This is a genomic window from Nonomuraea sp. NPDC003804, assembly GCF_040610675.1.
Taxonomy (GTDB): domain Bacteria; phylum Actinomycetota; class Actinomycetes; order Streptosporangiales; family Streptosporangiaceae; genus Nonomuraea.
Genome location: NZ_JBEXMT010000004.1, coordinates 1 through 19853, shown reverse-complemented (window position 1 = coordinate 19853; position 19853 = coordinate 1). Strand labels below are relative to the sequence as shown.

The 19853-nt window shown below is 71.6% G+C and carries 20 protein-coding genes and 2 tRNA genes; 12 read left to right on the top strand and 10 right to left on the bottom strand.

Translation table 11 applies throughout. From position 1 onward, the window contains the following. Position 1: 1 nt before the first annotated feature. Genes ABZX22_RS06305 through ABZX22_RS06290 form a run of 4 tightly spaced genes read right to left on the bottom strand, consistent with a single transcriptional unit; the run spans position 2 to position 5443 of the window. Positions 2–1264, bottom strand: a complete 1263-nt coding sequence (locus ABZX22_RS06305; protein ID WP_354906526.1) for a VWA domain-containing protein — start codon at positions 1262–1264, stop codon at positions 2–4. Next, positions 1261–2106, bottom strand: coding sequence for a protein phosphatase 2C domain-containing protein (locus tag ABZX22_RS06300; RefSeq protein ID WP_354906525.1), 846 nt, complete (start codon positions 2104–2106; stop codon positions 1261–1263). Before ABZX22_RS06300 ends, ABZX22_RS06305 begins: the two co-directional genes overlap by 4 nt. Beyond that, a complete protein-coding gene (locus tag ABZX22_RS06295; protein WP_354906524.1) occupies positions 2103–4274 on the bottom strand; it encodes a tetratricopeptide repeat protein in 2172 nt (723 codons plus the stop codon). Before ABZX22_RS06295 ends, ABZX22_RS06300 begins: the two co-directional genes overlap by 4 nt. After that, positions 4271–5443: a hypothetical protein gene (locus ABZX22_RS06290; RefSeq protein ID WP_354906523.1), complete on the bottom strand. Its 1173-nt coding sequence runs from the start codon at positions 5441–5443 to the stop codon at positions 4271–4273. The genes ABZX22_RS06295 and ABZX22_RS06290 overlap by 4 nt, the downstream gene beginning before the upstream one ends. A gap of 181 nt (positions 5444–5624) precedes the next feature. Here ABZX22_RS06290 and ABZX22_RS06285 point away from each other — a divergent pair, with 181 nt between their 5' ends. The 5 genes from ABZX22_RS06285 (at position 5625) to ABZX22_RS06265 (ending at position 10010) form a co-directional block, all read left to right on the top strand. Beyond that, positions 5625–5783, top strand: a complete 159-nt coding sequence (locus ABZX22_RS06285) for a hypothetical protein (RefSeq protein WP_354906522.1) — start codon at positions 5625–5627, stop codon at positions 5781–5783. Positions 5784–5859: 76 nt separating this feature from the next. Next, positions 5860–7035 (top strand): iron uptake system protein EfeO, encoded by a 1176-nt coding sequence (gene efeO, locus ABZX22_RS06280; RefSeq protein WP_354906521.1) that lies wholly within the window; start codon positions 5860–5862, stop codon positions 7033–7035. A gap of 3 nt (positions 7036–7038) precedes the next feature. Continuing rightward, positions 7039–8238: an iron uptake transporter deferrochelatase/peroxidase subunit gene (gene efeB, locus ABZX22_RS06275; protein WP_354906520.1), complete on the top strand. Its 1200-nt coding sequence runs from the start codon at positions 7039–7041 to the stop codon at positions 8236–8238. Positions 8239–8262: 24 nt separating this feature from the next. Continuing rightward, positions 8263–9540: a hypothetical protein gene (locus ABZX22_RS06270; RefSeq protein WP_354906519.1), complete on the top strand. Its 1278-nt coding sequence runs from the start codon at positions 8263–8265 to the stop codon at positions 9538–9540. Next, positions 9537–10010, top strand: coding sequence for a hypothetical protein (locus tag ABZX22_RS06265; RefSeq protein WP_354906518.1), 474 nt, complete (start codon positions 9537–9539; stop codon positions 10008–10010). The genes ABZX22_RS06270 and ABZX22_RS06265 overlap by 4 nt, the downstream gene beginning before the upstream one ends. Positions 10011–10047: 37 nt before the next feature. Here ABZX22_RS06265 and ABZX22_RS06260 read toward each other — a convergent pair whose 3' ends face one another. Continuing rightward, positions 10048–10365, bottom strand: a complete 318-nt coding sequence (locus ABZX22_RS06260) for a YtxH domain-containing protein (RefSeq protein ID WP_354906517.1) — start codon at positions 10363–10365, stop codon at positions 10048–10050. Positions 10366–10491: 126 nt separating this feature from the next. Between ABZX22_RS06260 and ABZX22_RS06255 the strand changes: the two genes are divergently transcribed. Beyond that, positions 10492–10564, top strand: a tRNA-Asn gene (locus ABZX22_RS06255). 424 nt (positions 10565–10988) lie between these two features. Continuing rightward, positions 10989–11918, top strand: a complete 930-nt coding sequence (locus ABZX22_RS06250) for an aminoglycoside phosphotransferase family protein (RefSeq protein ID WP_354906516.1) — start codon at positions 10989–10991, stop codon at positions 11916–11918. Positions 11919–11963: 45 nt separating this feature from the next. On the opposite strand, the gene ABZX22_RS06245 is transcribed toward ABZX22_RS06250, so the two are convergent. From ABZX22_RS06245 to galK, 3 genes are all read right to left on the bottom strand, one after another. Beyond that, positions 11964–12737: an enoyl-CoA hydratase-related protein gene (locus ABZX22_RS06245; protein WP_354906515.1), complete on the bottom strand. Its 774-nt coding sequence runs from the start codon at positions 12735–12737 to the stop codon at positions 11964–11966. A 447-nt stretch (positions 12738–13184) separates the two neighbouring features. Continuing rightward, on the bottom strand, positions 13185–14303 hold the full coding sequence (locus tag ABZX22_RS06240; protein WP_354906514.1) for a nitric oxide synthase oxygenase: 1119 nt from the start codon (positions 14301–14303) through the stop codon (positions 13185–13187). 230 nt (positions 14304–14533) lie between these two features. Then, positions 14534–15649 carry a galactokinase gene (galK, locus tag ABZX22_RS06235; RefSeq protein ID WP_354906513.1) on the bottom strand — a complete coding sequence of 372 codons (1116 nt, stop codon included), beginning with the start codon at positions 15647–15649 and terminating at the stop codon, positions 14534–14536. Positions 15650–15692: 43 nt separating this feature from the next. Between galK and ABZX22_RS06230 the strand changes: the two genes are divergently transcribed. Next, positions 15693–16514 (top strand): 1-aminocyclopropane-1-carboxylate deaminase/D-cysteine desulfhydrase, encoded by an 822-nt coding sequence (locus ABZX22_RS06230; RefSeq protein ID WP_354906512.1) that lies wholly within the window; start codon positions 15693–15695, stop codon positions 16512–16514. Here ABZX22_RS06230 and ABZX22_RS06225 read toward each other — a convergent pair. Both ABZX22_RS06225 and ABZX22_RS06220 read right to left on the bottom strand, forming a co-directional pair. After that, the gene (locus tag ABZX22_RS06225) at positions 16448–17122 is read right to left on the bottom strand and encodes a DUF6766 family protein (protein WP_354906511.1); all 675 of its coding nucleotides are present in this window, start codon (positions 17120–17122) and stop codon (positions 16448–16450) included. The genes ABZX22_RS06230 and ABZX22_RS06225 overlap by 67 nt on opposite strands. Before the next feature lie 79 nt (positions 17123–17201). Next, entirely contained in the window at positions 17202–17588 is a 387-nt protein-coding gene (locus tag ABZX22_RS06220; RefSeq protein ID WP_354906510.1) for a hypothetical protein, read from the bottom strand. Positions 17589–17630: 42 nt separating this feature from the next. Between ABZX22_RS06220 and ABZX22_RS06215 the strand changes: the two genes are divergently transcribed. From ABZX22_RS06215 to ABZX22_RS06200, 4 genes are all read left to right on the top strand, one after another. Next, a complete protein-coding gene (locus tag ABZX22_RS06215) occupies positions 17631–18134 on the top strand; it encodes a DinB family protein (RefSeq protein ID WP_354906509.1) in 504 nt (167 codons plus the stop codon). 589 nt (positions 18135–18723) lie between these two features. Next, positions 18724–18876 carry a PEP-utilizing enzyme gene (locus ABZX22_RS06210; RefSeq protein ID WP_354906508.1) on the top strand — a complete coding sequence of 51 codons (153 nt, stop codon included), beginning with the start codon at positions 18724–18726 and terminating at the stop codon, positions 18874–18876. Between the two features lie 36 nt (positions 18877–18912). Further along, entirely contained in the window at positions 18913–19035 is a 123-nt protein-coding gene (locus ABZX22_RS06205; RefSeq protein ID WP_354906507.1) for a hypothetical protein, read from the top strand. Positions 19036–19445: 410 nt separating this feature from the next. After that, a tRNA-Ile gene (locus ABZX22_RS06200) sits at positions 19446–19519 on the top strand. Positions 19520–19853 lie beyond the last annotated feature (334 nt).

Here is a 19853-nt window from a genome sequence, read left to right as displayed (position 1 = left end):
CTCAGCCCTCCTGCCGCAGCTGGCTGGTCCGCGTCGACCCCGTGTCGAGCTCGATCTCGTCGGCCTTGTCCACCCGGCTGCGCAGCCGGGCCGTCCCGGTGCCGGGGTCGACCTCCACCATCTTGTCCAGAAGCCTGGCGGTGTCCTCCCGCCCCGAGGAGCCGGCCAGCTGCCGCGCCTTCGCCAGCCGGGCCGTCGCGGTCGCCGTGTCGCCCGCCGCCCGGGCGCTCAGCCCCTCCTGGATCAGCTCGTGCAGCTCCGCCTGGCCCGTGTAGTGCGCCACCTTCGGATTGATCCGGGTCGAGGCGGCCAGGTCGTCCGTCCAGTGCGCCAGGACGTTGCCGCTGGCCAGCACGTCGCCGGTGTCGGGGCGGACCAGCTTGACCCACGCCGCCCTGATCTCCTGTCCCGGCGCGGACGGCGGCACCTCCACGCACAGGTGGTACTCCCGTTCGTCCTCGCCCCACGAGCCGGTCGGGTAGTCGCCGGTCAGCGGGTTGACCGCGGCCGCCTTCCCGGTCAGGTCGAGCAGCGAGGGCGAGACCTGCTTGACGTACTTCAGCGTGGCGTCCTTGGGGATCCACACGCGCAGCGCCAGCTCGGCGACCGTCTTGCCCATCGACGCCTCGGTGATCCTGGTGAAGAAGGCCGCCAGGTCGCGCTGGTCGCGCACGAAGTCGAAGGTGCCCAGCAGCGCCTCGGAGACCTTGCGCAGCTCGGCGGGCACCCAGTCGGCGCCCACGCCGAGGCTGTCGCAGACGAACCTGCCCTCGCAGTGCTTCAGCGCACCGGCGAACGCCGCGTCGCCCTCGTTGTTCTGCCCGTCGGTCATCAGCAGCGCGTGCCTGATCGCGCCGGGCCTGCTCTCCAGCAGGTCGGCGGCCAGGCGCAGCCACTGCCCGATCGAGGTGCCGCCGTCGGCGTCCAGGGCGTCGATGGCGCTCTTGGCGTTGCCCCGCGTGCTGACGTTCGCCGTGGCGAGCTTGCGGCCGCGGGGATAGACCATGCGGGCCGAGGTGTCTCCCGCGATCACCGCGAACTCCACCCCGTCGCGCAGCGTGTCGACGGCGGCCTTCGCCGCCTGCCGCGCCTCTCTGATCTTGCCGCCGCTCATCGACCCCGAGGTGTCGATGATGATCACCTCGGCGGCCTGGGCGGGCGTGGGAGCCGCCGCCGCGCCCGTCACGGTGAGGACGGCGTGCACCTCCCTGCCGCCGATCGGCAGGTACTTGTTCTGGTCGACGTGCAGCGTGAACTCGCTCAACAGGCTCTCCTGACCGGTATCAGAACGACGGTGACGTTGTCGCGCCCGCCCGAGGCCAGCGCGTGGTGCACGAGCGCGCGCGCCCCGTCGATCGGTACGGCGGCGCGGAAGGAGACGGGATCGTCGAGGTAACCCCACAGCCCGTCGGTGCACATCATGAGCAGGCCGGGGGAGTCGGGCACGAAGCCGAGCGCCCGGCACCCGGCGTTCCTGGCGTCGGCGCCCAGCCACGCCGTCAGCACGCCCGCCGAGGCGACGTCGTCGTCGGTCAGCAGGACGGCGGCGCCCTCGTCCGGCAGCCAGTAGGCGCGGCTGTCGCCGACCCAGCCGACGGTGACCAGGTCGGGACCGGCCACCGCCGACACGTAGGTGCAGGCGGGCGCGTCGTCGGCGGAGGTGCCGAGCGCGGCGACGGCGCGGGCGGCCCGCGCGCACGCCGCCCTGGTGGCCGCCTCCTGGCTCGAACCCGCCTTGAGCTCCTCGGCCAGGACGGCGACCCCGGTCTGCGCGGCGAGCGTCGAGGCGGTCTCGGGGCGCGGTGACTGGGACACCCCGTCGCAGACCACGGCGATGACGTGCCGTTCGGCCTCGCCCAGCGCCATCGCGTCCTGGTTGCGGCTGTGCCGCAGACCCTTGTCGCTGGCGCCCGCCGCACCCGAGTCGAGGATGAGCTCGACGTGGTCGGTCGCGGCCGGTGCGCGCAGGCCGCACTGGAGGCAGTAGCCGTCGGCGATCTCGCCGCCGCATGCCGTACAGGAGGGGGCGGGACCGAGCGGGGAGCCGCACTGCTCGCAGAAGGCGTGGTCGGGGAGCACGGGGGCGCCGCACGCCGGGCAGCTCACAGCCAGGTCCTCGGACGGACCGCGTTGGCGCGGTCGACCAGCTCGTACCGTTCCCGCCTGGTCGGGGCGGCTCTGGCCAGCTCCCGGTAGACGCCCTCCAGCCTGCGCCGCACGCCGCTCTGGGTGAGGGGCGCGCCGAGCAGCGTGGTGGTGTGGGAGGGCGGCGGGGCGGCGGCCGTCACCCAGGTGAGCGCGGCCTCGAGCAGCTCGGCCGCCAGTTCGCCGCGGCGCCGCCCTTCCAGCTGGGTGAGCCGGTCGAGGCGCTCGCCGGCGGCGATCAGCTCGGCGGGGGCGAGCTGGGCGGCAGGGCGCCGGGCGGCGATCATGACCAGCGCGCTCTGCGCGGCCACGTACTGGCTCGACGAGGCGGGCACCTGGTCGAGCGCCGCCGCGGCGGCCTTGCCGTTCCCGGCCGCGAGCTCGGCCCTGGCCAGGCCGAAGGCGGCGCTCACGTAGCCGCGGTCGGTCCGCCACACCGTGCCGTACCAGCGGGCGGCGGCCTGGTGGTCGCCCGCCTGCTCGTGCGCGAACCCCAGGGCCAGCTTCACGGCGGGCTCGCCGGGCAGCAGGCCGAAGCAGCGGTCGAACAGCTGGAGGTCAGGCTTGCCCGACGCGAGCGCGCGCACCGCCTGGTACCAGGTCACCCGCCAGTCGCCGCCGAGGGTCCGCGCCGCCTCGTCGAGGAAGTCGTCGGACAGATCGTGCTCGGCCACCACCCTGGCCTTGGTCAGCAGCGTCTCGGTGGTGGCGGGCAGCGCCGAGACCCGGCTGAGCAGCTCGCGCGGGTCACGCGCGAGCAGCCCCGGCAGCAGGCCCGCCGCCGGATCGGCGGGGTCAGCCAGCGGCACCGGCAGCGCCGCCACCGCCGCCTTGGGATCCAGCGGCTCGAAGACCCCTGTTACTCCCTCCGCGACCCGCTCGGGCCCGAAGACCGCCGACTGGCTCGGGTACGGCACGCCGTCCTCCGCCGCCCGGATCTCTCTCAGCACCCCGGTGAGCTGCTCGGCCATCTCGGCGGCGTCGGGGAAGCGCCGGCCGGGTTCGGGGTGGGTCGCCCGGACGAGGAAGCGGTGGAAGGACTCGTTCCCCCACGCCTCCAGCCCCGGCAGCGGCACCTCCACGTTGTCCTTCGCGGGGCTGAAGGGATGGCTCAGGACGGCCAGCGTGCGCGCCACCGTGTACAGGTCGGCGGTGATCGACGGCCCGGACGTGGCGATCTCGGGGGCGTGGTAGCCGGCCGTGACGTACGAGCTGCCGGTGCGCGCGCCGACGCGCTGCACGGCGCCCAGGTCGATGACCTTGAGCTGCTGTCCCACCTGGATGACGTTGGCGGGTTTCAGGTCGCAGTAGACGAGGTCGTTGTCGTGCAGGTACTCGAAGGCCCTGAGGATCTCCAGCGCGTAGGGGATCGTCTGGCGCGTCGGCAGCGCCTCGCCCTGGCGCAGCCGCTGCTTGAGCAGCTCCTGCAGGGAGGGCCCGCCGACGTACTCCATGACGATGTAGCCGGCGCCCTCGTGCCGCTGGAAGTTGAAGATCTTGACGATGTTGGGGTGGTCGACCGTCGTCAGGAACCTGCGCTCCGCCTCGGCCGCCGCGAGCGCCTCGGCGTCGGCGGCGTTCAGCAGGCCCTTCAGCACCACCCACCGGCCGTCGAGGTTCTCGTCGGCGGCCAGGTAGATCCAGCCCAGCCCGCCGTGCGCCAGGCAGCCCAGCACGCGGTACTGGCCCGCCACCAGCGCCCCCGGCGACAGCTTGGGGGTGAAGCTGTAGGGCGTGCCGTCGTGCGGGCAGAACCCCTCGGTACGGCCCGCCACTCCTTCGCGGCTGCGCCCCACCGGCCGGCCGCACGCCGAGCAGTACCGCTTGTCCTCCGGCACCTCGGGGTTGTCCATGACGGCCTCGGCCGGATCCCGGTACGGCGTCGGCGGCACGTCCACCAGGCCGTGACCCAGCACGCCCGCCGACCGCCTGGCGGAGCTCGACCTGCTGCCCGACGGCCTGCTGCCCGAGGGCCCGCTGATCGACGGCACGCTGCCCGAAGGCCCGCCGCCCGACGGGGCGGTGGCATCGCCCGAGACGGTCGCCGGCGGGCTCTCGGGATGCCCGCACACGTCGCAGAAGCCGTCCTGGATCGTGCCCGTGCAGCCCGGCTGCCCGCACCTGGTCATCGGCGCCCTCTCTGGATCGCGTCCTGGTAGTTCTCCACGGCCTCCGCCGCCTGGTTGAGATCGCACGGGGCGGTCCACAGCAGCTCGCGGGCCCGCGTGAAACGGCGGGCGGTCTCGGGGTCCTCGGCCAGCCCGACGCGGACGGCCTTGGACTGGACGGCCAGCAGGCGCCCGCGTAACTCGTCCCTGCGGGCCATCAGCCCCAGCAGCGCCGACGTCGTCGTCCGCGCCCGTGTCAGCGCCTCGCGGGCCGCGCGCTCCGCGCCGGACAGGCGCCTGGCGCGCTCCACCCAGCCGCCGGCGGGCGCGTCCGCCCCGGGAAGGGCGGCGGCGTCGGCGGCGAGGCGGTCGGCGACGGTCAGGGGCCTGGTCGAGGGGGGAAGGAGGATCTTGACCGACACCGCGGCGTGGGTCCTGCGCGCCTCCGCCTCAGCGGTCCTGACCTGCTCGAGCAGCTGGATCAGGGTGGAGTGCCGCGGGCCGTACGACTGCCGGAGGGCGTCGGCGCGGGAGAGTTCGGCGAGGCGGGAGTCGAGCGTGGCGCCGAGCCGGTCGAGGTCGGCGGGGGAGAGGCCGAGCGGGTCGGCGGCGGCGGTGGAGCGCAGGCGGGCGAGTTCTTCTTCGTGCCCTGGCGCGAGGGGCGGCTCGCCGAGTTCGGCGGTCAGGCGGGTGATCTCGCCGAGGCGGGTGGCCGCCGACTCCAGCGGCGGCAGGAACGCGGTCCACGCCGCGTCGATCTCGCGCAGCGCGTCGGCGGTCGCGCGGAACGCCTCGTCCATCCGGGCGACGGTCTCGTCGAGGGTCAGGCCCTGGGTCGGGGGAGGGCGTAACGACCTCCGCTCGACCGGCAGGTTCTCCGGCGCCGGCCGTACGGAGGGACCGGCGAGCAGGGCGGTCAGCTCCTCCAGCTCGGCGGGCCCGGGGCGGGCGCGGCGGGCCCTGACCTCCTCGGCCTGCCGCAGCACCCCGCGATAGGCGTCGTATAACGCCCAGAGCGTGGTCACGGCCTGCTGCGCCGCGGTCCACACAATCAGCGTCCGGCCGCGTAAGGCGGTGCTCTTGAGCAGCTGGAAGGTGGTGTGGGACTCCAGGTCGAGCAGGTCGCCCGAGATGCGGTCACGTTCTTCGCCGCGCTGTCGCAGCGCGTGGTCGGCGCCTTCCCGGCTCATCGGCGGCCCGGTCGGTTGCATCAACGTTCCCCCGTCGAAGTGAGGACCCCGCACCCATTTACCGGGTCAACGACGGTCGTGTCCAGGGGGGTTCCTGACCCTGAGGGGGTCTCCCTGACTTGTCCCTGATTAGACCGCCGAACCGGTCCATGTCGGGCTCCGGCGGCCTAGCGTTGCTCCCATGGCACGCATCCTGCTCATCATCGCCCTGGTCATTGTCGGCCTCATGCTCGTCGGCCCGATCCTGGGCTTCGCTCTCACGCTCCTGAAGTGGGCGCTGATCATCGGCGGCATCGCCGTGGCCGTGATGTTCGTCTCCCGGTGGGCCAAGACGCGGTAGGTGACGGACCCCACGTAGGCGGTTTAGGTTAGGGATAGCTAAGTTAGGACGACCTAACGCGCTCAAGGAGTCGACCATGCGTTCCCTAGCCCTGTGTGGAGTACTCGCCGTCACGCTCGCCGCCTGCGGCACCGCCGCCGACGACGGCGCCGACGGCGGCAGCGCCAGCGGCAGCGGCAGCGCCGCCTCGGCTCCGCGGCCCGCCCCGACCGGGGCGGTCCAGGAGAACGTGCCCGTCACCGCCACCGACACCACCTGCGTCGTCGGCAAGACCGCCCTCAAGGCCGGCGTCGTCAAGTTCGCGATCAAGAACGACGGCGGCCAGTTCACCGCGGTCTACGTCTACCGCGCCGACAAGACCGTGGTGAGCGAGCGCAACAACATCCAGCCCGGCACCACCGCCGACCTCGTCGTGGAGATCGGCGGCGGCAGCTACGAGCTCGCCTGCAAGCCCGGCCACAAGGGCGACGGCATCAAGGCGCCCTTCACCGTCACCGGCGAGCTGAAGGCCGCCGCCGACCCGCGCGTGACCAGGGCGGTCACCGACTACCGCGCCTACATCACCGCCCAGGTCGACGACACGATCGCCAAGACCGAGGAGTTCGCCGCCGCGGTCAGGAAGGGCGACGTCAAGCGGGCCAAGGCGCTCTACGCGCCCAGCCGGGTCGGCTGGGAGAGCATCGAGCCGGTGGCTGAGGCGTTCGGCGACATCGACCCCAAGGTCGACCTGCGCGAGGCCGACCTCGAAGAGGGTCAGAAGTGGACGGGCTGGCACCGCCTGGAGAAGGCGCTGTGGAAGCAGCCCGACAGCCTCGACAAGGAGAAGAAGTACGCCGACCAGTTGCTGGCCGACCTCGACGACCTCAAGAAGCGGCTGCCCGAGGCGGAGATCACCGCCGCCTCCATGGCCAGCGGCGCCAAGGAACTGCTCGACGAGGTCGCCACCGGCAAGGTCACCGGCGAGGAGGAGGCCTTCTCCCACACCGACCTGTGGGACTTCGACGCCAACGTCGACGGCGCCAAGAAGGTCTACGAGCTGCTCACGCCCATCCTGATGGAGCGCAACCCCGCCCTGGTCACCACGCTCGACACCCGGTTCGCCGACCTCGACAAGCTCCTGGCCGCCTACCGGAAGGGCGACGGCTTCGTCTCCTACACCGAGCTGTCGAAGGAGCAGGTCAAGGAGCTGGCCGACGCGGTCAACGCCCTCGCCGAGCCCCTGTCCGGCCTCGCGGCCGCCGTGGCGGGCTGAGCCATGGTGACGCGACGCAGGCTGCTGACCGGCGCCGGGCTCGTGGCCGGCGCGGGCGTGACGGGAGGCGCCGTCTACGGCCTGGCCCAGCAGGCCACGCCCGCCCCTGCCGCCGCCGCGGGTCACGCCCCCATCCCCTTCCACGGCGCCCACCAGGCGGGCATCGCCACCCCTGTCCAGGACCGCCTGCACTTCGCCGCGTTCGACCTCACCACCACCGAACGCGACAAGGTCGTGGCCATGCTCAGGCAGTGGACCGCGGCGGCCGAGCAGATGACGGCCGGGCGCGAGGTCGGCAAGGGGGCGCTCGGCGTGCCGCTCGCCCCGCCCGACGACACCGGCGAGGCGCTCGGCCTGCCCGCCTCCAGGCTCACGCTCACCATCGGCTTCGGCGCGTCGTTCTTCGACAAGCTCGGCCTGGAGCGGCCCGCCGCGCTGAAGCCGCTGCCGCGCTTCCCCGGCGACAAGCTCGACCCGGCCCGCAGCGACGGCGACCTGTGCGTCCAGGCGTGCGCCGACGACCCGCAGGTGGCGGTGCACGCCGTACGGAACCTGGTGCGGCTCGGGTTCGGCACGGCCGGCGTGCGCTGGTCGCAGCTCGGCTTCGGCAAGACCTCCTCGACCACGCCCGAGGAGCAGACCCCGCGCAACCTGATGGGCTTCAAGGACGGCACCAACAACATCCCCGGCTCCGACGCCAAGCTGCTCGACCAGCACGTCTGGATCGGCTCGGAGGGGCCGCAGGCGCTGGTGGGCGGCTCCTACCTGGTGGCGCGGCGGATCAGGATGCACATCGAGACCTGGGACCGCACCTCGCTCAAGGAGCAGGAGGACATCTTCGGCCGCACGAAGGGCGAGGGCGCCGCCTACGGCCGTACCCGGGAGCACGACCCCGTCGACCTGTCCCTGCTGCCCGCCGACTCGCACGTGAGACTGGCCAACCCCGCCTCGCTCGGCGGTGTCAGGATCCTGCGCCGCGGCTACTCCTTCACCGACGGCAGCGACGGGCTCGGCCGCCTCGACGCCGGGCTGTTCTTCATCGCCTACCAGCGTGACCCCGAGCGCGGGTTCATCCCGATCCAGCGGTCGCTGGCCAGGACGGACCAGCTCAACGAGTACATCCAGCACGTCGGCTCGGGCCTGTGGGTGTGCCCGCCGGGCGTCCGGCCGGGCGGGTTCTGGGGGGAGACCCTGTTCAGCTAGGACAGACCGGAGCATAGTGAGCAGATGGAGGCGCGGCCGGCGGTCGATGACGCCGCGCTCGGGCGCGAGGCGTTGCACGTGCTCGAGGCGAACTGGATGGGGTCGGCCACCGTGCCCGCCCCTGGCCTCTACCCGCACCAGTGGAGCTGGGACTCCGCCTTCGTCGCGATCGGGCTGGCCAGGCACCGGCCCGAGCGTGCGACGGCCGAGCTGGACGGCCTGCTGAAGGGCCAGTGGGCGACGGGGATGATCCCGCACATCGTCTTCCACACCCCCGAGGCGTACTTTCCCGGGCCTTCCGTCTGGCGCTCCTCCGAGCACCCCGACGCCCCCTCCGGCATCCTCACCTCGGGCCTGACCACCCCGCCGCTGCACGCGCTGGCCGTCTGGTGGGTGTGGCGGCACACCGCCGACACGGCCTACGTCAGGCGCGTCTTCCCCGCGCTCGCCGCCCAGCACGCCTACCTGGCCACCGCCCGCGACCTCGGCGGCGGCGGGCTGGCCGCGATCGTCCACCCGTGGGAGTCCGGCATGGACGACAGCCCCACCTGGGACGAGCCGCTGGCCGCCCTCCCCGAGATCCGGTACGGCTACCGCACCCCCAGCCTGGACGAGCGCCACCCCGACAGCGACCATGACCGCTACGTCTGGCTCGCCCTCCGCTACCGCGACGCGGGCTACCGCCACGAGTACCTGCGCGACGACCACCCGTTCGCCGTCGAGGACCCGATGTTCAACGGCGTCTGGCTGGCCTCCTGCCACGCCCTGGCCGAGCTGGCCACCGTCGCGGGCCGCGACCCCGCGCCCCACACCGACCAGGCCGCCAGGATCAGGACGGCCCTCGCCGAGCGCCTCTGGAACGGCTGCTTCTATGCCCGTGACCTGCGCGCGAACCGCCTCATCCCGGTCACCACCATCGGCGCCTTCGGCCCCCTCCTCGACCCCGAACTGCCCCGCGACACCGTCACCGCGCTGGTCGAGATCCTGGAGTCGGCCCGCTTCATGGGCGCCGCCGGCTACCCCGTGCCGAGTTGCGAGATCCGCGCGCACCAGTTCGACCGGACCCGCTACTGGCGCGGCCCGTCCTGGGTCAACACCAACTGGTTGCTGCGCCGCGCCGCCATCCTCCACGACCTGCCCCACCTGGCCCAGCTGCTCACCACCGGCACCCTCCGGCTGGTACGGCAGGCGGGCTTCCGCGAATGCTTCGACCCCTTCGACGGCAGCGGCAGGGGGTGCAGGGACTTCTCCTGGAGTGCGGCGCTCACCCTGGATCTGCTCGCCGATACCTTGGCCTCATGAGCATCTTCCGCCGCCTGCCGTCCGACGTGCGCAAGAACCTGGCCACCACGAGCGGGGAGCGCGTGCTGACCTTCGCCCGGTCCGGCGAGGGCTACGTGGTCGCCACCGACCTGGCGCTGTTCCTGCCCGACGGCGAACGGGTGCCGTGGGAGCAGGTCGAGCGGGCGGCATGGGACGACGAAGGGCTCAACCTGACCACGTCCGACGGCCGCCGCCTGTCGGCGCCCGTCACCGAACCGAACCGGCTGCCCGAGGCCGTACGCGAACGGGTCAACTCCACGATCGTCGTCAACAAGTACGTGCCGCTGCCCAGCAGGGGAGGGGTGCGCCTGGTGGCCCGCAGGGCGCCCGGCTCGAACGACTTCACCTGGAAGCTGCACTTCGACGAGGGCCTCGACCCGGACGACCCCGGGCTGCGCGCCCACGCCGAGCAGGCGCTGGAGGGCATCAGGCGCAGCATGGGCGTCTGAAGGGAGCCCGGCTGTCCCCCCGGGCCCCCTCGTGCGTCTAGTACGGCACGCCGCTGTCGTCGGCCTGCGTCCTGGACTCCGGCTTCTCGGACTCGGGCCAGCCCGTCCCGGTGTCCAGATGGTCGGCCTCGCGGCCCTTCCCCAGGAACGGCACCTTGTCGCCGACCTTCGCCCGCGCCACGCCGGCCACCTTGGAGACCTGGGCCCCCATCAGCCCGGCCGCCTCCTGAACCCTCGGGCTGTCGGCGACACGCCGGGCCGCGCGCTTGATCTGCTCGTAGCGTTCCCGCCCCGCTCTGGTGCCGAGCACGTAGCCAACGGCCAATCCGACAGCGAACATCATCCGATATCGCATTTTCCACCTCCGCTGTCTCCGGGCCTACCCCGCTCACGATGCGACACGCACTCCAGATGTGCGCTAATCTATTCCTGCGCCGAACGGAAGGGCCCCAAGCCCCGGCCGGGAAGCGCGAAAGTCCGATCCCGTGTAGCTCAATCGGCAGAGCAGCCGGCTGTTAACCGGCAGGTTATAGGTTCGAGTCCTATCGCGGGAGCTTGGCTCAGCCAAGGAACATACGATGCAGGCCCTCTCCCTGGTGACAGGTGGGAGGGCCTGAGTCGTTAAGAGCGTCAGAACGGGAGCGTGCGGGCCTCCTCTGGGACGTACGCTGTCGAACTTCTCGCCCCCTCCTACGCCCTCAGGACCGCCACGGCCTGCTCCAGCGCGCAGGTCCTTGAGCCGGACGTGTTCGTGCTCGGGTCGAAGTAGACCGAAACGTCGCTCAGCCCTGTCACCGGGCGCGTGGCCGGGGCAGCCCCCCAGCCGGCCCGCTTCCTTGCAGGTGGGACGACGGCATACGGGCAGGCCAGGGCGGTGGCGTCTGTTCGCACTTGCGCGCTGACAGGCGCCGGCTGGCAGGATGCCTAGCCAGTGTCCTGGTCGCACACTCAAGTCCGTTGCCGGACAGGGAGGTCTCGTTGAGCGGTATACCCGATCTTGGCCCACTGCCCCAGCGCGTCACGGTCAACGCGGAGCAGGCTCATCGGCTCGTCGCCGAGCAGTTTCCGCAGTGGGCGGACCTCCCGGTCGAGCCCGTAGCCAATGGTGGCTGGGACAACGTGACCTTCCACCTCGGCGACGGAATGCTGATGCGTCTGCCCAGCGCAGCCGAGTACGCCTTGGCGGTGGAAAAGGAACACCGGTGGCTTCCGCCGCTCGCCTCCCAGCTTCCGCTGCCCATTCCCGCCCCGCTGGCGAAGGGCGAGCCAGGTGCGGGCTACCCCTTCTCGTGGTCGATCTACCAGTGGCTCGACGGCGAGCCTGCGAGCGCCGACCGGATCGCCGATCCGGTCGGATTCGCGGTCGACCTGGCCGGCTTCGTCGCGGCCTTGCAGGCCGTCGACACCGCTGACGGTCCCCGGCCGGGAAAGCACAACTGGTTCCGGGGCGCCACACTGCGCACCTATGAGGGGCTGCTCGAGCACGCGCTGAAGGAACTGGACGGCCACGTCGATGTCAGCCTGGCGCGCGAGATCTGGAAGACCGCGCTGGACGCACGCTGGGACGGTGTGGACAGGTGGTTCCACGGTGACCTTGCCCAGGGCAATGTCCTGCTCGAGGACGGGCGGTTGGCAGCCGTCATCGACTTCGGCACGTGCGGCGTCGGCGACCCGGCCTGCGACCTGGCGATCGCGTGGACATTGCTGACCGCCGACGGCCGCCAGGCGTTCCGCGAGCGACTGTCCGTTGACGATGCGAAGTGGGCGCGCGGGCGTGGCTGGGCTCTCTGGAAGACGATGGCCACCTGCTCAGACACCCTGGGCGATACCGACGAGGTGGCGCTGAACGCACGGCGCGTCCTGACCGAGATCTTCGCTGAGTACTCAGCAGGGAGCCCTGGCGAGTGACACAGCGAGGGGCATCCGAGGCGCCCGAGCGGATCCATCACCCCGTCATAGGGGAGGGAAGCGGGGGTCGCGGCGTTCGAGGAAGGCGGCCACCCCCTCGGTGAAGTCGGGGCGGCCGAACGAGGCCATCATCTCCCGCTCCGCGGCCTTGGCCGACGCCTCCAGCGTCTGGTCCCAGTCGCCCCACACCTGGCGCTTGATGACCTCCATGGACGCCGGAGAGCTGTGCACCGCCAGTTCCCGCGCGTACGCCTGTGCCTGCGGCACCAGCTCCTCGCCCCGGACCGCCCGGTTGACCAGGCCCATCGCGCAGGCTTCGGCGCCGGTGAACACCCGCCCCGACAGCAGCACGTCCATGGCCCGCTGCTGCCCCATGAGCCGCGGCAGCACCCACGACAGGCCGTACTCGGCGATCAGTCCCCTGCGCGCGAAGGCCGTCGTCCACTTGGCGTCCTCGGCGCTGAAGACGAGATCGCACACCAGCGCGTGCACCATGCCGAGCCCGGCGCACGCCCCGTTGACGGCGGCGATGATCGGCTTGCGGATGGTGGTGGGGAAGGTGTTCGGCCTGGGGTCGGGCTCCTCGTCATACGTGCCGGACCGGATGGCGTCGAGGGTCTGGAAGTCGGCGCCCGAGCAGAAGCCCCTGCCCGCGCCGGTGACCACGATCGCCCGTACGGCGGGGTCCTTCTCGGCCTGTTCCAGAAGGTCGTAGTAGCGGCGGCCCATCGCGTCTGTCCACGCGTTGAGGCGCTCGGGACGGTTGAACGTCAGCGTCATCACGCCCTGGTCGACCGACGACAGCACCAGCTCCGACATCGCGCACCCTCCAGGCGTCAGGCCCTGCCACCGACGTTACAGAACAACGTTCTACACCAAGGGGGGCAGGTCCGGAAAGCCGTGATCGGGCAGGCCGGGTGGGGGTCGCCGTCGCCCACCCCCGCCACGCGCGCCCGAGGAGCGTCCCCTGGACGGGCGGGACCCCGTGCCGGGCGGAGGCGCCTGAGCGGGCCTGCCGTACAGAAGGAAGACGCGCCGGCCGGACGGCCCGCGCCCGCGCTGCCGTGAAGAGCGGCCTGCACGGTGAAGAGAGGCCTGGGCCGCTGGAAACGGGTGCCTGCGCTGCGTGAAGAGAGGCCTGGGCCGCCGTGAAGGGGTGCCTGCGCTTGTCCGCGTGAAGAGAGGTCTGTCGCTGCCGTGGAGAGGTGCCTGCGCTGCCGTGGAGAGACGCTGCCGTGGAGAGACGGGGAGCGGGGAGCGGGGGAGTCACGGGTGGGCGGGGACGAAGGCGGGGGTGAGGCGGTGCCGGTCGTAGTAGCGGTGGAAGACCGGGGTGGCCGCGCCTGACATCGGCGGCACGATCCACGACCAGTCCGCCGGGCAGACCCTGCCCGCCTTCTCCTCCCGCTCCAGGTGGGTCAGGAACCGCCTGGACTCGGTGTGGTGGTCGGTCATCGTCACCCCCGCCCGCTCGAACGAGTGCAGCACCGCCACGTTGAGCTCCACCAGCGCGTGGTCGCGCCACAGGGTGCGCTCGCTGGAGGTGTCCAGGCCCAGCCGCTGGGCGATCAGCGGGAGCTGGTCGTAGCGGTCGTGGTCGGCGAGGTTGCGGGCGCCGATCTCGGTCCCCATGTACCAGCCGTTGAACGGCGCGCACGGGTAGCAGATGCCGCCGATCTCCAGGCACATGTTGGAGATGGCCGGCAGGGCGTGCCAGCGCAGGTCCAGTTCCTCGAACCAGCGGTACTCGGGATGCCTGATCGGTACTTCGAGGACCGCGTCCCCTGGCACGCTGCACAGCAGCGGCCGTCCCTTGGCGGGCTGGACGACCAGTGGCAGCACGTCCCACCTGGTTCCCTGGCCGCCGCGCCAGCCCATGGCGAGCGCCTGTCCGGTGAAGGCGACGTTGCGCGGGTCGCCGAGCACGCCGCCGTCCTTGAGCTGGTAGCCGGCGTAGCGGATCAGCTGCTCGTTCACGATGCGCGGTCCAGGGCAGCCGGGGTGGTCCTGGGCGAACACGGTGATCATCGGCCGGATCTTGCCGTGGCCCGTGGCCTCTCGCAGGTGGGCGACGCATTCGACGGCGATGCCTTCGGCGGTGGAGACGTCCCTGCGGTCCCTGACCTTCAGCGACCGCCAGTAGAGCCTTCCGATGCAGCGGCTGCTGTTGCGCCAGGCCACTTTCGCGCCGAACTCCAGTTCCTCGGCGGTGTGCGTGTAGGTGCCGAACTTCGCCGCGTCCCTCGCGATCCGGCGCAGGCGCGCGGTGACGTCCCCCGCGTCCGGGTTCTCCGCGTGGAACAGGCGGATGAATCGTTCCGCCTCACGGAAGTCGACGGTCTTCTCGGCGGCGGTGTGGACATCGAAGGGACGAAGGGATCTCATCCACGTAAGCACCTGGCACCCAGCGCATTCCGGGTTGGCGGAGCGTCCTGCCGATTCCGGGTCGGAGGCACGTTCCTGTGGCGGCGCCCTTTCCGCGCCGCCCTCATGGGACCCGCAGCAGATCACATCTTCACCCTGCTCGGCATGATTTGTCCCCCGAACCGGGAAACTGTGTGATCGAAGAGCTCCGGAGCGTCACGCGACGCCGGCCGGAGACCGTCGCGCCGCGCTCAGCGGGTGAGCTTGTGGGCGCCCCTGGCGGGCGTGGCGGGCAGGAACCGGGGCTCCTTCCAGCCGCGCTCGGCGTAGGCGGCCAGCACCGCCTCCTGGACGGCGGGCACCCGCTCCTCGGCCACCAGCGCGATCGCCGACCCGCCGAACCCGCCGCCGGTCATCCGCGCGCCGCGTGCCCCGCCCCTGATGGCGGCCTCCACCGCGACGTCGAGCTCGGGCGCGGACACCTCGTACTGGTCGCGCAGCGACAGGTGCGAGGCGTTCAGCAGCGCCCCGATCTCGGCGACCGCCTTCGCGCGCAGCAGCCCGATGACCGCCTCGACGCGGTGGTTCTCCGTGACGACGTGCTGGACACGCTTGCGCTCGTCACCCTGCAGGACGGCCAGCGCCCCCGCCAGGTCCGTCACGTCGCGCAGGGCCGCGACCCCCAGCTTGCGGGCGGCGGACTCGCAGTCGGCGCGGCGCCTGGCGTACTGGCCGTCGGCCAGCTCGTGGTGGACACCGGTGTCGATGATGAGGATCCGCAGCCCGTACGCGGCCAGGTCCAGCGGGATGGCGCGGTATCCGAGGGAGCGGCAGTCGAGGAAGAGCGCCTTGCCCTCTTCGGACAGCGCCGAGGCGGCCTGGTCCATGATGCCGCACGGCATGCCGACGAAGTCGTTCTCCGCCTTCTGGCCGAGCAGGGCGATCTCCATGGGCGTCATGCCCAGGCCGTACACCTCGTTGAGCGCGGAGCCGACGACGACCTCGAGGGCCGCGCTGGAGCTGAGCCCCGCGCCCGCGGGCAGGTCGCCGTCGATCACGATGTCGGCGCCCTGGACGCGCGAGCCGAGCATGGCCAGGACACCGACGACGTAGCGGGTCCAGCCGGTGGCGGACTCCCACGTCTCGATGACGGCGGGCGCGCCGGGCGACTGCAGCGACAGGAGCCTGATCGTGCCGTCCGTGCGCGGGCTGAGCGCGGCGGTGACACCCCACGGCACGGCGAAGGGGAGCACGAAACCGTCGTTGTAGTCGGTGTGCTCGCCGATGAGGTTGACGCGTCCGGGCGCCCGCCACACGGTCGCCGGCTCGGCACCATAGGCGCCACGGAAAGCTTCAATAACGCGCATAATCGAACACTCCTCAACAACGGTTCGACCGTAGACTAGCGCGATGGAGGAAATGAGGGATCCCCGGCTCGGGACGGTCAGGCTCTTCCTCAAGCACGACGACAACAAGGCCCGCAAGCTCAAGTACAACCTGGGCCACCCACGCGTGCTCAGCTTCGGCGGCGCCCACTCGGGGCACCTGCGCGCGCTGGCCAGGGCGGGCATGGAGCACGGCTTCGAGACGATCGGGGTGGTGCGCGGTGAGGAGCGTCTGCCGCTCAACCCCTCACTGGCCTACGCCAAGGCGTGCGGGATGCGCCTGACCTACCTCGACCGCGCCGCCTACCGGCTCAAGCACACCGCGCCCGTGCTCGACGGCCTGCGCGAGCGGTTCGGCGACGTCGCCATCCTGCCCGAGGGCGGCAGCAACGCGGCCGCGGTGCGGGGCTGTGCCGAACTGCCAGGGGAGATCGACGTCGACTACGACCTGATCTGCTGCCCCGTCGGCACCGGCGGCACCCTGGCGGGTATCGCGGCCGGGCTGCCCGAGGGAAAGCGTGCGCTCGGCTTCGCCGTGCTCAAGGGCGCCGCCTTCCTCGCCGACGAGGTGGCCAGGCTCCAGCGCGAGGCCTACGGCGAGGTGAGCGGCAACTGGGACCTCGACCTCGACTACCACTTCGGCGGCTACGCCAAGCTCTCGCCCTCCCTCGATCCAGCCTTCGAGCAGGTCTACGTGGCCAAGATGATCTACGGAATCGTCGACCGGGCCAGGCAGGGCGCCTTCGCCCCTGGCACGCGCGTCGTCGCCGTCGTCACGGGTCAGCCCTCGACCCCCGTCGCGTCGTGGGGAGCGCCGACCGGTTTCGACTCCGGGGACCCGCGCTGACGCAGGAAGATCGACAGCACCACCATCGACGCCACGGCGAGGAACTCCGACTGCCAGTTCTGCAACGTCCTGCTCCAGAACTCCGGGCCGATGACGTAGGCGCCCCAGTCCTGCGGGTCACGCAGCTCGGCCAGCCGCTCGGAGTTGTTCGCGGCGAGCCCGGCCACCGACTGGGCCAGCCACGACAGCACGAAGATGGTGCCCATCACCCAGCCGAGCGAGTTGCTGAACACCGCCCTGCGCCAGCCGCCGGCCGTGGCCCAGTTCGGCGACTCGGGCTGGGCGTGCCTGCCCACCATCTGGTCCTCGTCGGACTCGCCGCCCTCCCTGCCGACCTCCTTGGACTCGGGCGAGCCCCGCTGCACCAGCCACACCGTGGCCACGATGAACAGCAGGAACTGCAGGTACTCGGACTGCCAGTTCTCGGCCACGTCCACCGCGAAGTCCGACGAGGCCACGTACTCGACTACCGAGATCGGCTGCCCGCCGTCGACCAGTTGCCGGTCGTTGTACTGACCGTTGCCCGCCACCGCCTGGCCCACCAGCGCCAGCGCGAAGATCAGCAGGAAGAACAACGACAGCGAGTTCTCCTTGAGGAAACGCTTCATCGGTGCATCAGCCCCATCGCGAAGAACCACGTCAGCCCCACCACGACGATGAGCACCGTGGTGACGAACACCGCGCGCATCAGCTCTCCACCTCGCAGTCGTACGGCAGGTCGTCACCCCGCGGCGTGCAGCCCGCGGCCCTGACCCGCCAGCCGCCGCCGAAGCGGTGCAGGAAGATCGTGTCGCGGGTCGTGCGCACCTGCGCCTCGTCACCCCACACGACGGCCGACACCACCGGGCCCTCCCGAAGGCCGAGCTCCACCAGCGCCTGGGCGCACGTCTGGCCCTTGTCCGGCAGCTTCTGGGCGGCCCTCGCGGCCAGCAGCGCGCAGGCCGCCTCGCCCTGCCGGGCGGTCACGGCGGCGACGAACCGCTCCGCCGTACGGGCGGGCGCGCCGGTGTCGGCGGCGCATCCTGCGACGGCGAGCGGCACGAGCAGCGCGAGCACAACGACGGCGGGCCTCATAGCCGACAGCTACCCGAAATGACGGATGAGTAGCTTGGGGCCATGGAGAGAACCGATGTCCCGCGAAGCTGGGACGAGCGAGCGACCGTGCAGACCTTCCTGACCTACGCGCGTGCCACGGCCGTGGCCAAGTGCGAAGGGCTGAGCGACGAGGCCGCGCGGAAGGCGCCGCTGCCCGACTCGCCGCTCATGACGATCGCCGGGCTGATCAGCCACCTGCGCTGGGTCGAGCACTGGTGGTTCGAAGTGGTGTTCCTCGGCGAGGACGTGGGCGCGCCGTGGTCGGAGGAGGCACCCGACATGGACTTCACGCCCGACCCCTCGCGGACGCTGGCCGATGTGGTGGACGAGTACACGCGCGCGTGCGCGGAGATCGACCGCAAGCTCGCCGACCACGACCTGGACGAGCTGTCGGCGCGCAAGGGCCGCGCCGGCCACGAGTTCACGCTGCGATGGGTGTTCGGGCACCTGATCGAGGAGACCTCGCGGCACAACGGCCATCTCGACGTGGTGCGGGAACTGCTCGACGGGGTGAAGGGCGTCTAGCCGCCCGGTCCCTGGTCACCTAGCAGCGCCCGCCGGCCTCGGCGAAGAGGCCCGGTTCCTGGTCATCTGGTACCGCCCGCCGGCTTCGGCGAAGTCGCCCGGTTCCTGGTCATCTGGTACCGCCCGACCGCTTCGGCGAAGCCGCCCGGTTCCTGATCGCCCGGCGCCGCCCGCCGGCCTCGGCCAAGCCGCCCGGTTCCTGATCGCCTGGTACCGCCCGGCCGCCTCGGCGAAGCCGCCCGACGAACGGCTCGCCGACCTGCCGGCCGGCGCGTGGCAGCGTGCGGTGGGGGCGGGCGAGCCGGACGACCCCCAGGCCGTCGCCAAGGCGGCACAGGACCATCTCGACGCTCGCGTACGTCGCGCAGGCTAGCCCGCGCGACTCGCGCGGTTTCGACCCCGTCCGCTGGGCCGCCTCGCCCGACGGCCGCGCCGACCTCTACGACGCGCGGCGCGCCCGGCATCGTCGAAGGCGTGGCGAGAGTCATCCCGGGGCCGGAAGAGGGCGAACGGCTCAAACAGGGCGAGATCCTTGCCACCACCCTGACCAACGACGCCGCTGTTCCTCCGCGCCGCCGCCGTCACCGGCATGGGCGCCCCGCTGTCCCACGCTTCGATCGTCGCGCGCGAACCCGACATCCACGCCGCCGTCGTCACCGGCAACGCCATCATGCGCATCAAGGACGGCGATCACGTCCGGGTCGACGGAGAGCGGGGAACGGTAGAGGTTCTGCCAAGTTGACCGGTCACCCCGCGCGGGACGGCCAGGATGCCAGGCATGACTGAGGAGGAACGGGAGCTGGAAGCCAGGTGCGAGGCCTACCGGAAGGCCTGCCAGGACCTCGGCAGGGTCGGGACCTGCGAACCGCGGCGGCCCGCGGACGAGAAGACACCCGCCTGATCCTGCGGCATCGGCCAGATCCACGGGAAACGCCTGACTCATCCGGTGAGACGGGGCGGCCGGACGAGGAAACGCCCGCCCGATCCGGCGGGATCGGGCGGGCGTTTCCCCACGTGTGCGAACCGGTGTGCAGGTCGCCTCTCGGCGAAAGGCGCAACACGGCTCCAGCCGAACGGTATTCCGTGAAGGCGATAGGTGAGGCCCGGGGACACTGGGCACACCGGCCACGAGGCATGTAACGCCGAGAGCCGCGCATCCATTCCCGGCTTCCGGAACCGGGGTGCTCCGCCCTCCTCGGGGGCGGGGCACCAGAAGGAAGGGACGCGAGGGAACGCCATTGGCGCCCCCGCCGGTGGGATGCGATCTATGCTGGCAAGCGCGAGATTTTGTGGGAGACTGCACTCTCGCAGGGGGCGGTAGCTCAGCCGGTCAGAGCATCGGACTCATAATCCGTGGGTCGTGGGTTCAAGTCCCACCCGCCCTACTTCTCATTACCAGTAGAAACCCCCGCCTGACCTGCACTGATGTAGGTGCGCGGGGGTTCCGCATGTCCGGCTGTCTACGGCTGACGCTGATCGTTTGCGGGGATCTGTGCCCAATGCCTGCCCACGATTGTGTGGTTCCGGTGTGTGGTTCCGGTAGATGGTGGACACATCGGTTCCGGTTCCTGCGCGACGGTTTGAAGACGCGGTTCCGGTAGCCGGGCGACAAGGTTCCGGCTGGTGTGCGACAGCAGTTCCGGTAGGTGCGCGACACCTCGAGGTGGCTTGTCGCTTGTTGTGGTTCGGCTCTTGGCTGTGGGTCGTCATTCCTGCAGC

Bases quoted from the DNA above. Each gene is read 5' to 3' on its own strand.
- efeO (WP_354906521.1), top strand. From the start codon at position 5,860: ATGCGTTCCCTAGCCCTGTGTGGAGTACTCGCCGTCACGCTCGCCGCC.
- ABZX22_RS06215 (WP_354906509.1), top strand. From the start codon at position 17,631: ATGGAGAGAACCGATGTCCCGCGAAGCTGGGACGAGCGAGCGACCGTG.
- ABZX22_RS06265 (WP_354906518.1), top strand. From the start codon at position 9,537: ATGAGCATCTTCCGCCGCCTGCCGTCCGACGTGCGCAAGAACCTGGCC.
- ABZX22_RS06260 (WP_354906517.1), bottom strand. From the start codon at position 10,365: ATGCGATATCGGATGATGTTCGCTGTCGGATTGGCCGTTGGCTACGTG.
- ABZX22_RS06225 (WP_354906511.1), bottom strand. From the start codon at position 17,122: ATGAAGCGTTTCCTCAAGGAGAACTCGCTGTCGTTGTTCTTCCTGCTG.
- ABZX22_RS06220 (WP_354906510.1), bottom strand. From the start codon at position 17,588: ATGAGGCCCGCCGTCGTTGTGCTCGCGCTGCTCGTGCCGCTCGCCGTC.
- ABZX22_RS06270 (WP_354906519.1), top strand. From the start codon at position 8,263: ATGGAGGCGCGGCCGGCGGTCGATGACGCCGCGCTCGGGCGCGAGGCG.
- ABZX22_RS06285 (WP_354906522.1), top strand. From the start codon at position 5,625: ATGGCACGCATCCTGCTCATCATCGCCCTGGTCATTGTCGGCCTCATG.
- ABZX22_RS06290 (WP_354906523.1), bottom strand. From the start codon at position 5,443: ATGAGCCGGGAAGGCGCCGACCACGCGCTGCGACAGCGCGGCGAAGAA.
- ABZX22_RS06205 (WP_354906507.1), top strand. From the start codon at position 18,913: ATGACTGAGGAGGAACGGGAGCTGGAAGCCAGGTGCGAGGCCTACCGG.
- ABZX22_RS06240 (WP_354906514.1), bottom strand. From the start codon at position 14,303: ATGAGATCCCTTCGTCCCTTCGATGTCCACACCGCCGCCGAGAAGACC.
- ABZX22_RS06245 (WP_354906515.1), bottom strand. From the start codon at position 12,737: ATGTCGGAGCTGGTGCTGTCGTCGGTCGACCAGGGCGTGATGACGCTG.
- ABZX22_RS06210 (WP_354906508.1), top strand. From the start codon at position 18,724: ATGGGCGCCCCGCTGTCCCACGCTTCGATCGTCGCGCGCGAACCCGAC.
- ABZX22_RS06295 (WP_354906524.1), bottom strand. From the start codon at position 4,274: ATGACCAGGTGCGGGCAGCCGGGCTGCACGGGCACGATCCAGGACGGC.
- galK (WP_354906513.1), bottom strand. From the start codon at position 15,649: ATGCGCGTTATTGAAGCTTTCCGTGGCGCCTATGGTGCCGAGCCGGCG.
- efeB (WP_354906520.1), top strand. From the start codon at position 7,039: ATGGTGACGCGACGCAGGCTGCTGACCGGCGCCGGGCTCGTGGCCGGC.
- ABZX22_RS06230 (WP_354906512.1), top strand. From the start codon at position 15,693: ATGGAGGAAATGAGGGATCCCCGGCTCGGGACGGTCAGGCTCTTCCTC.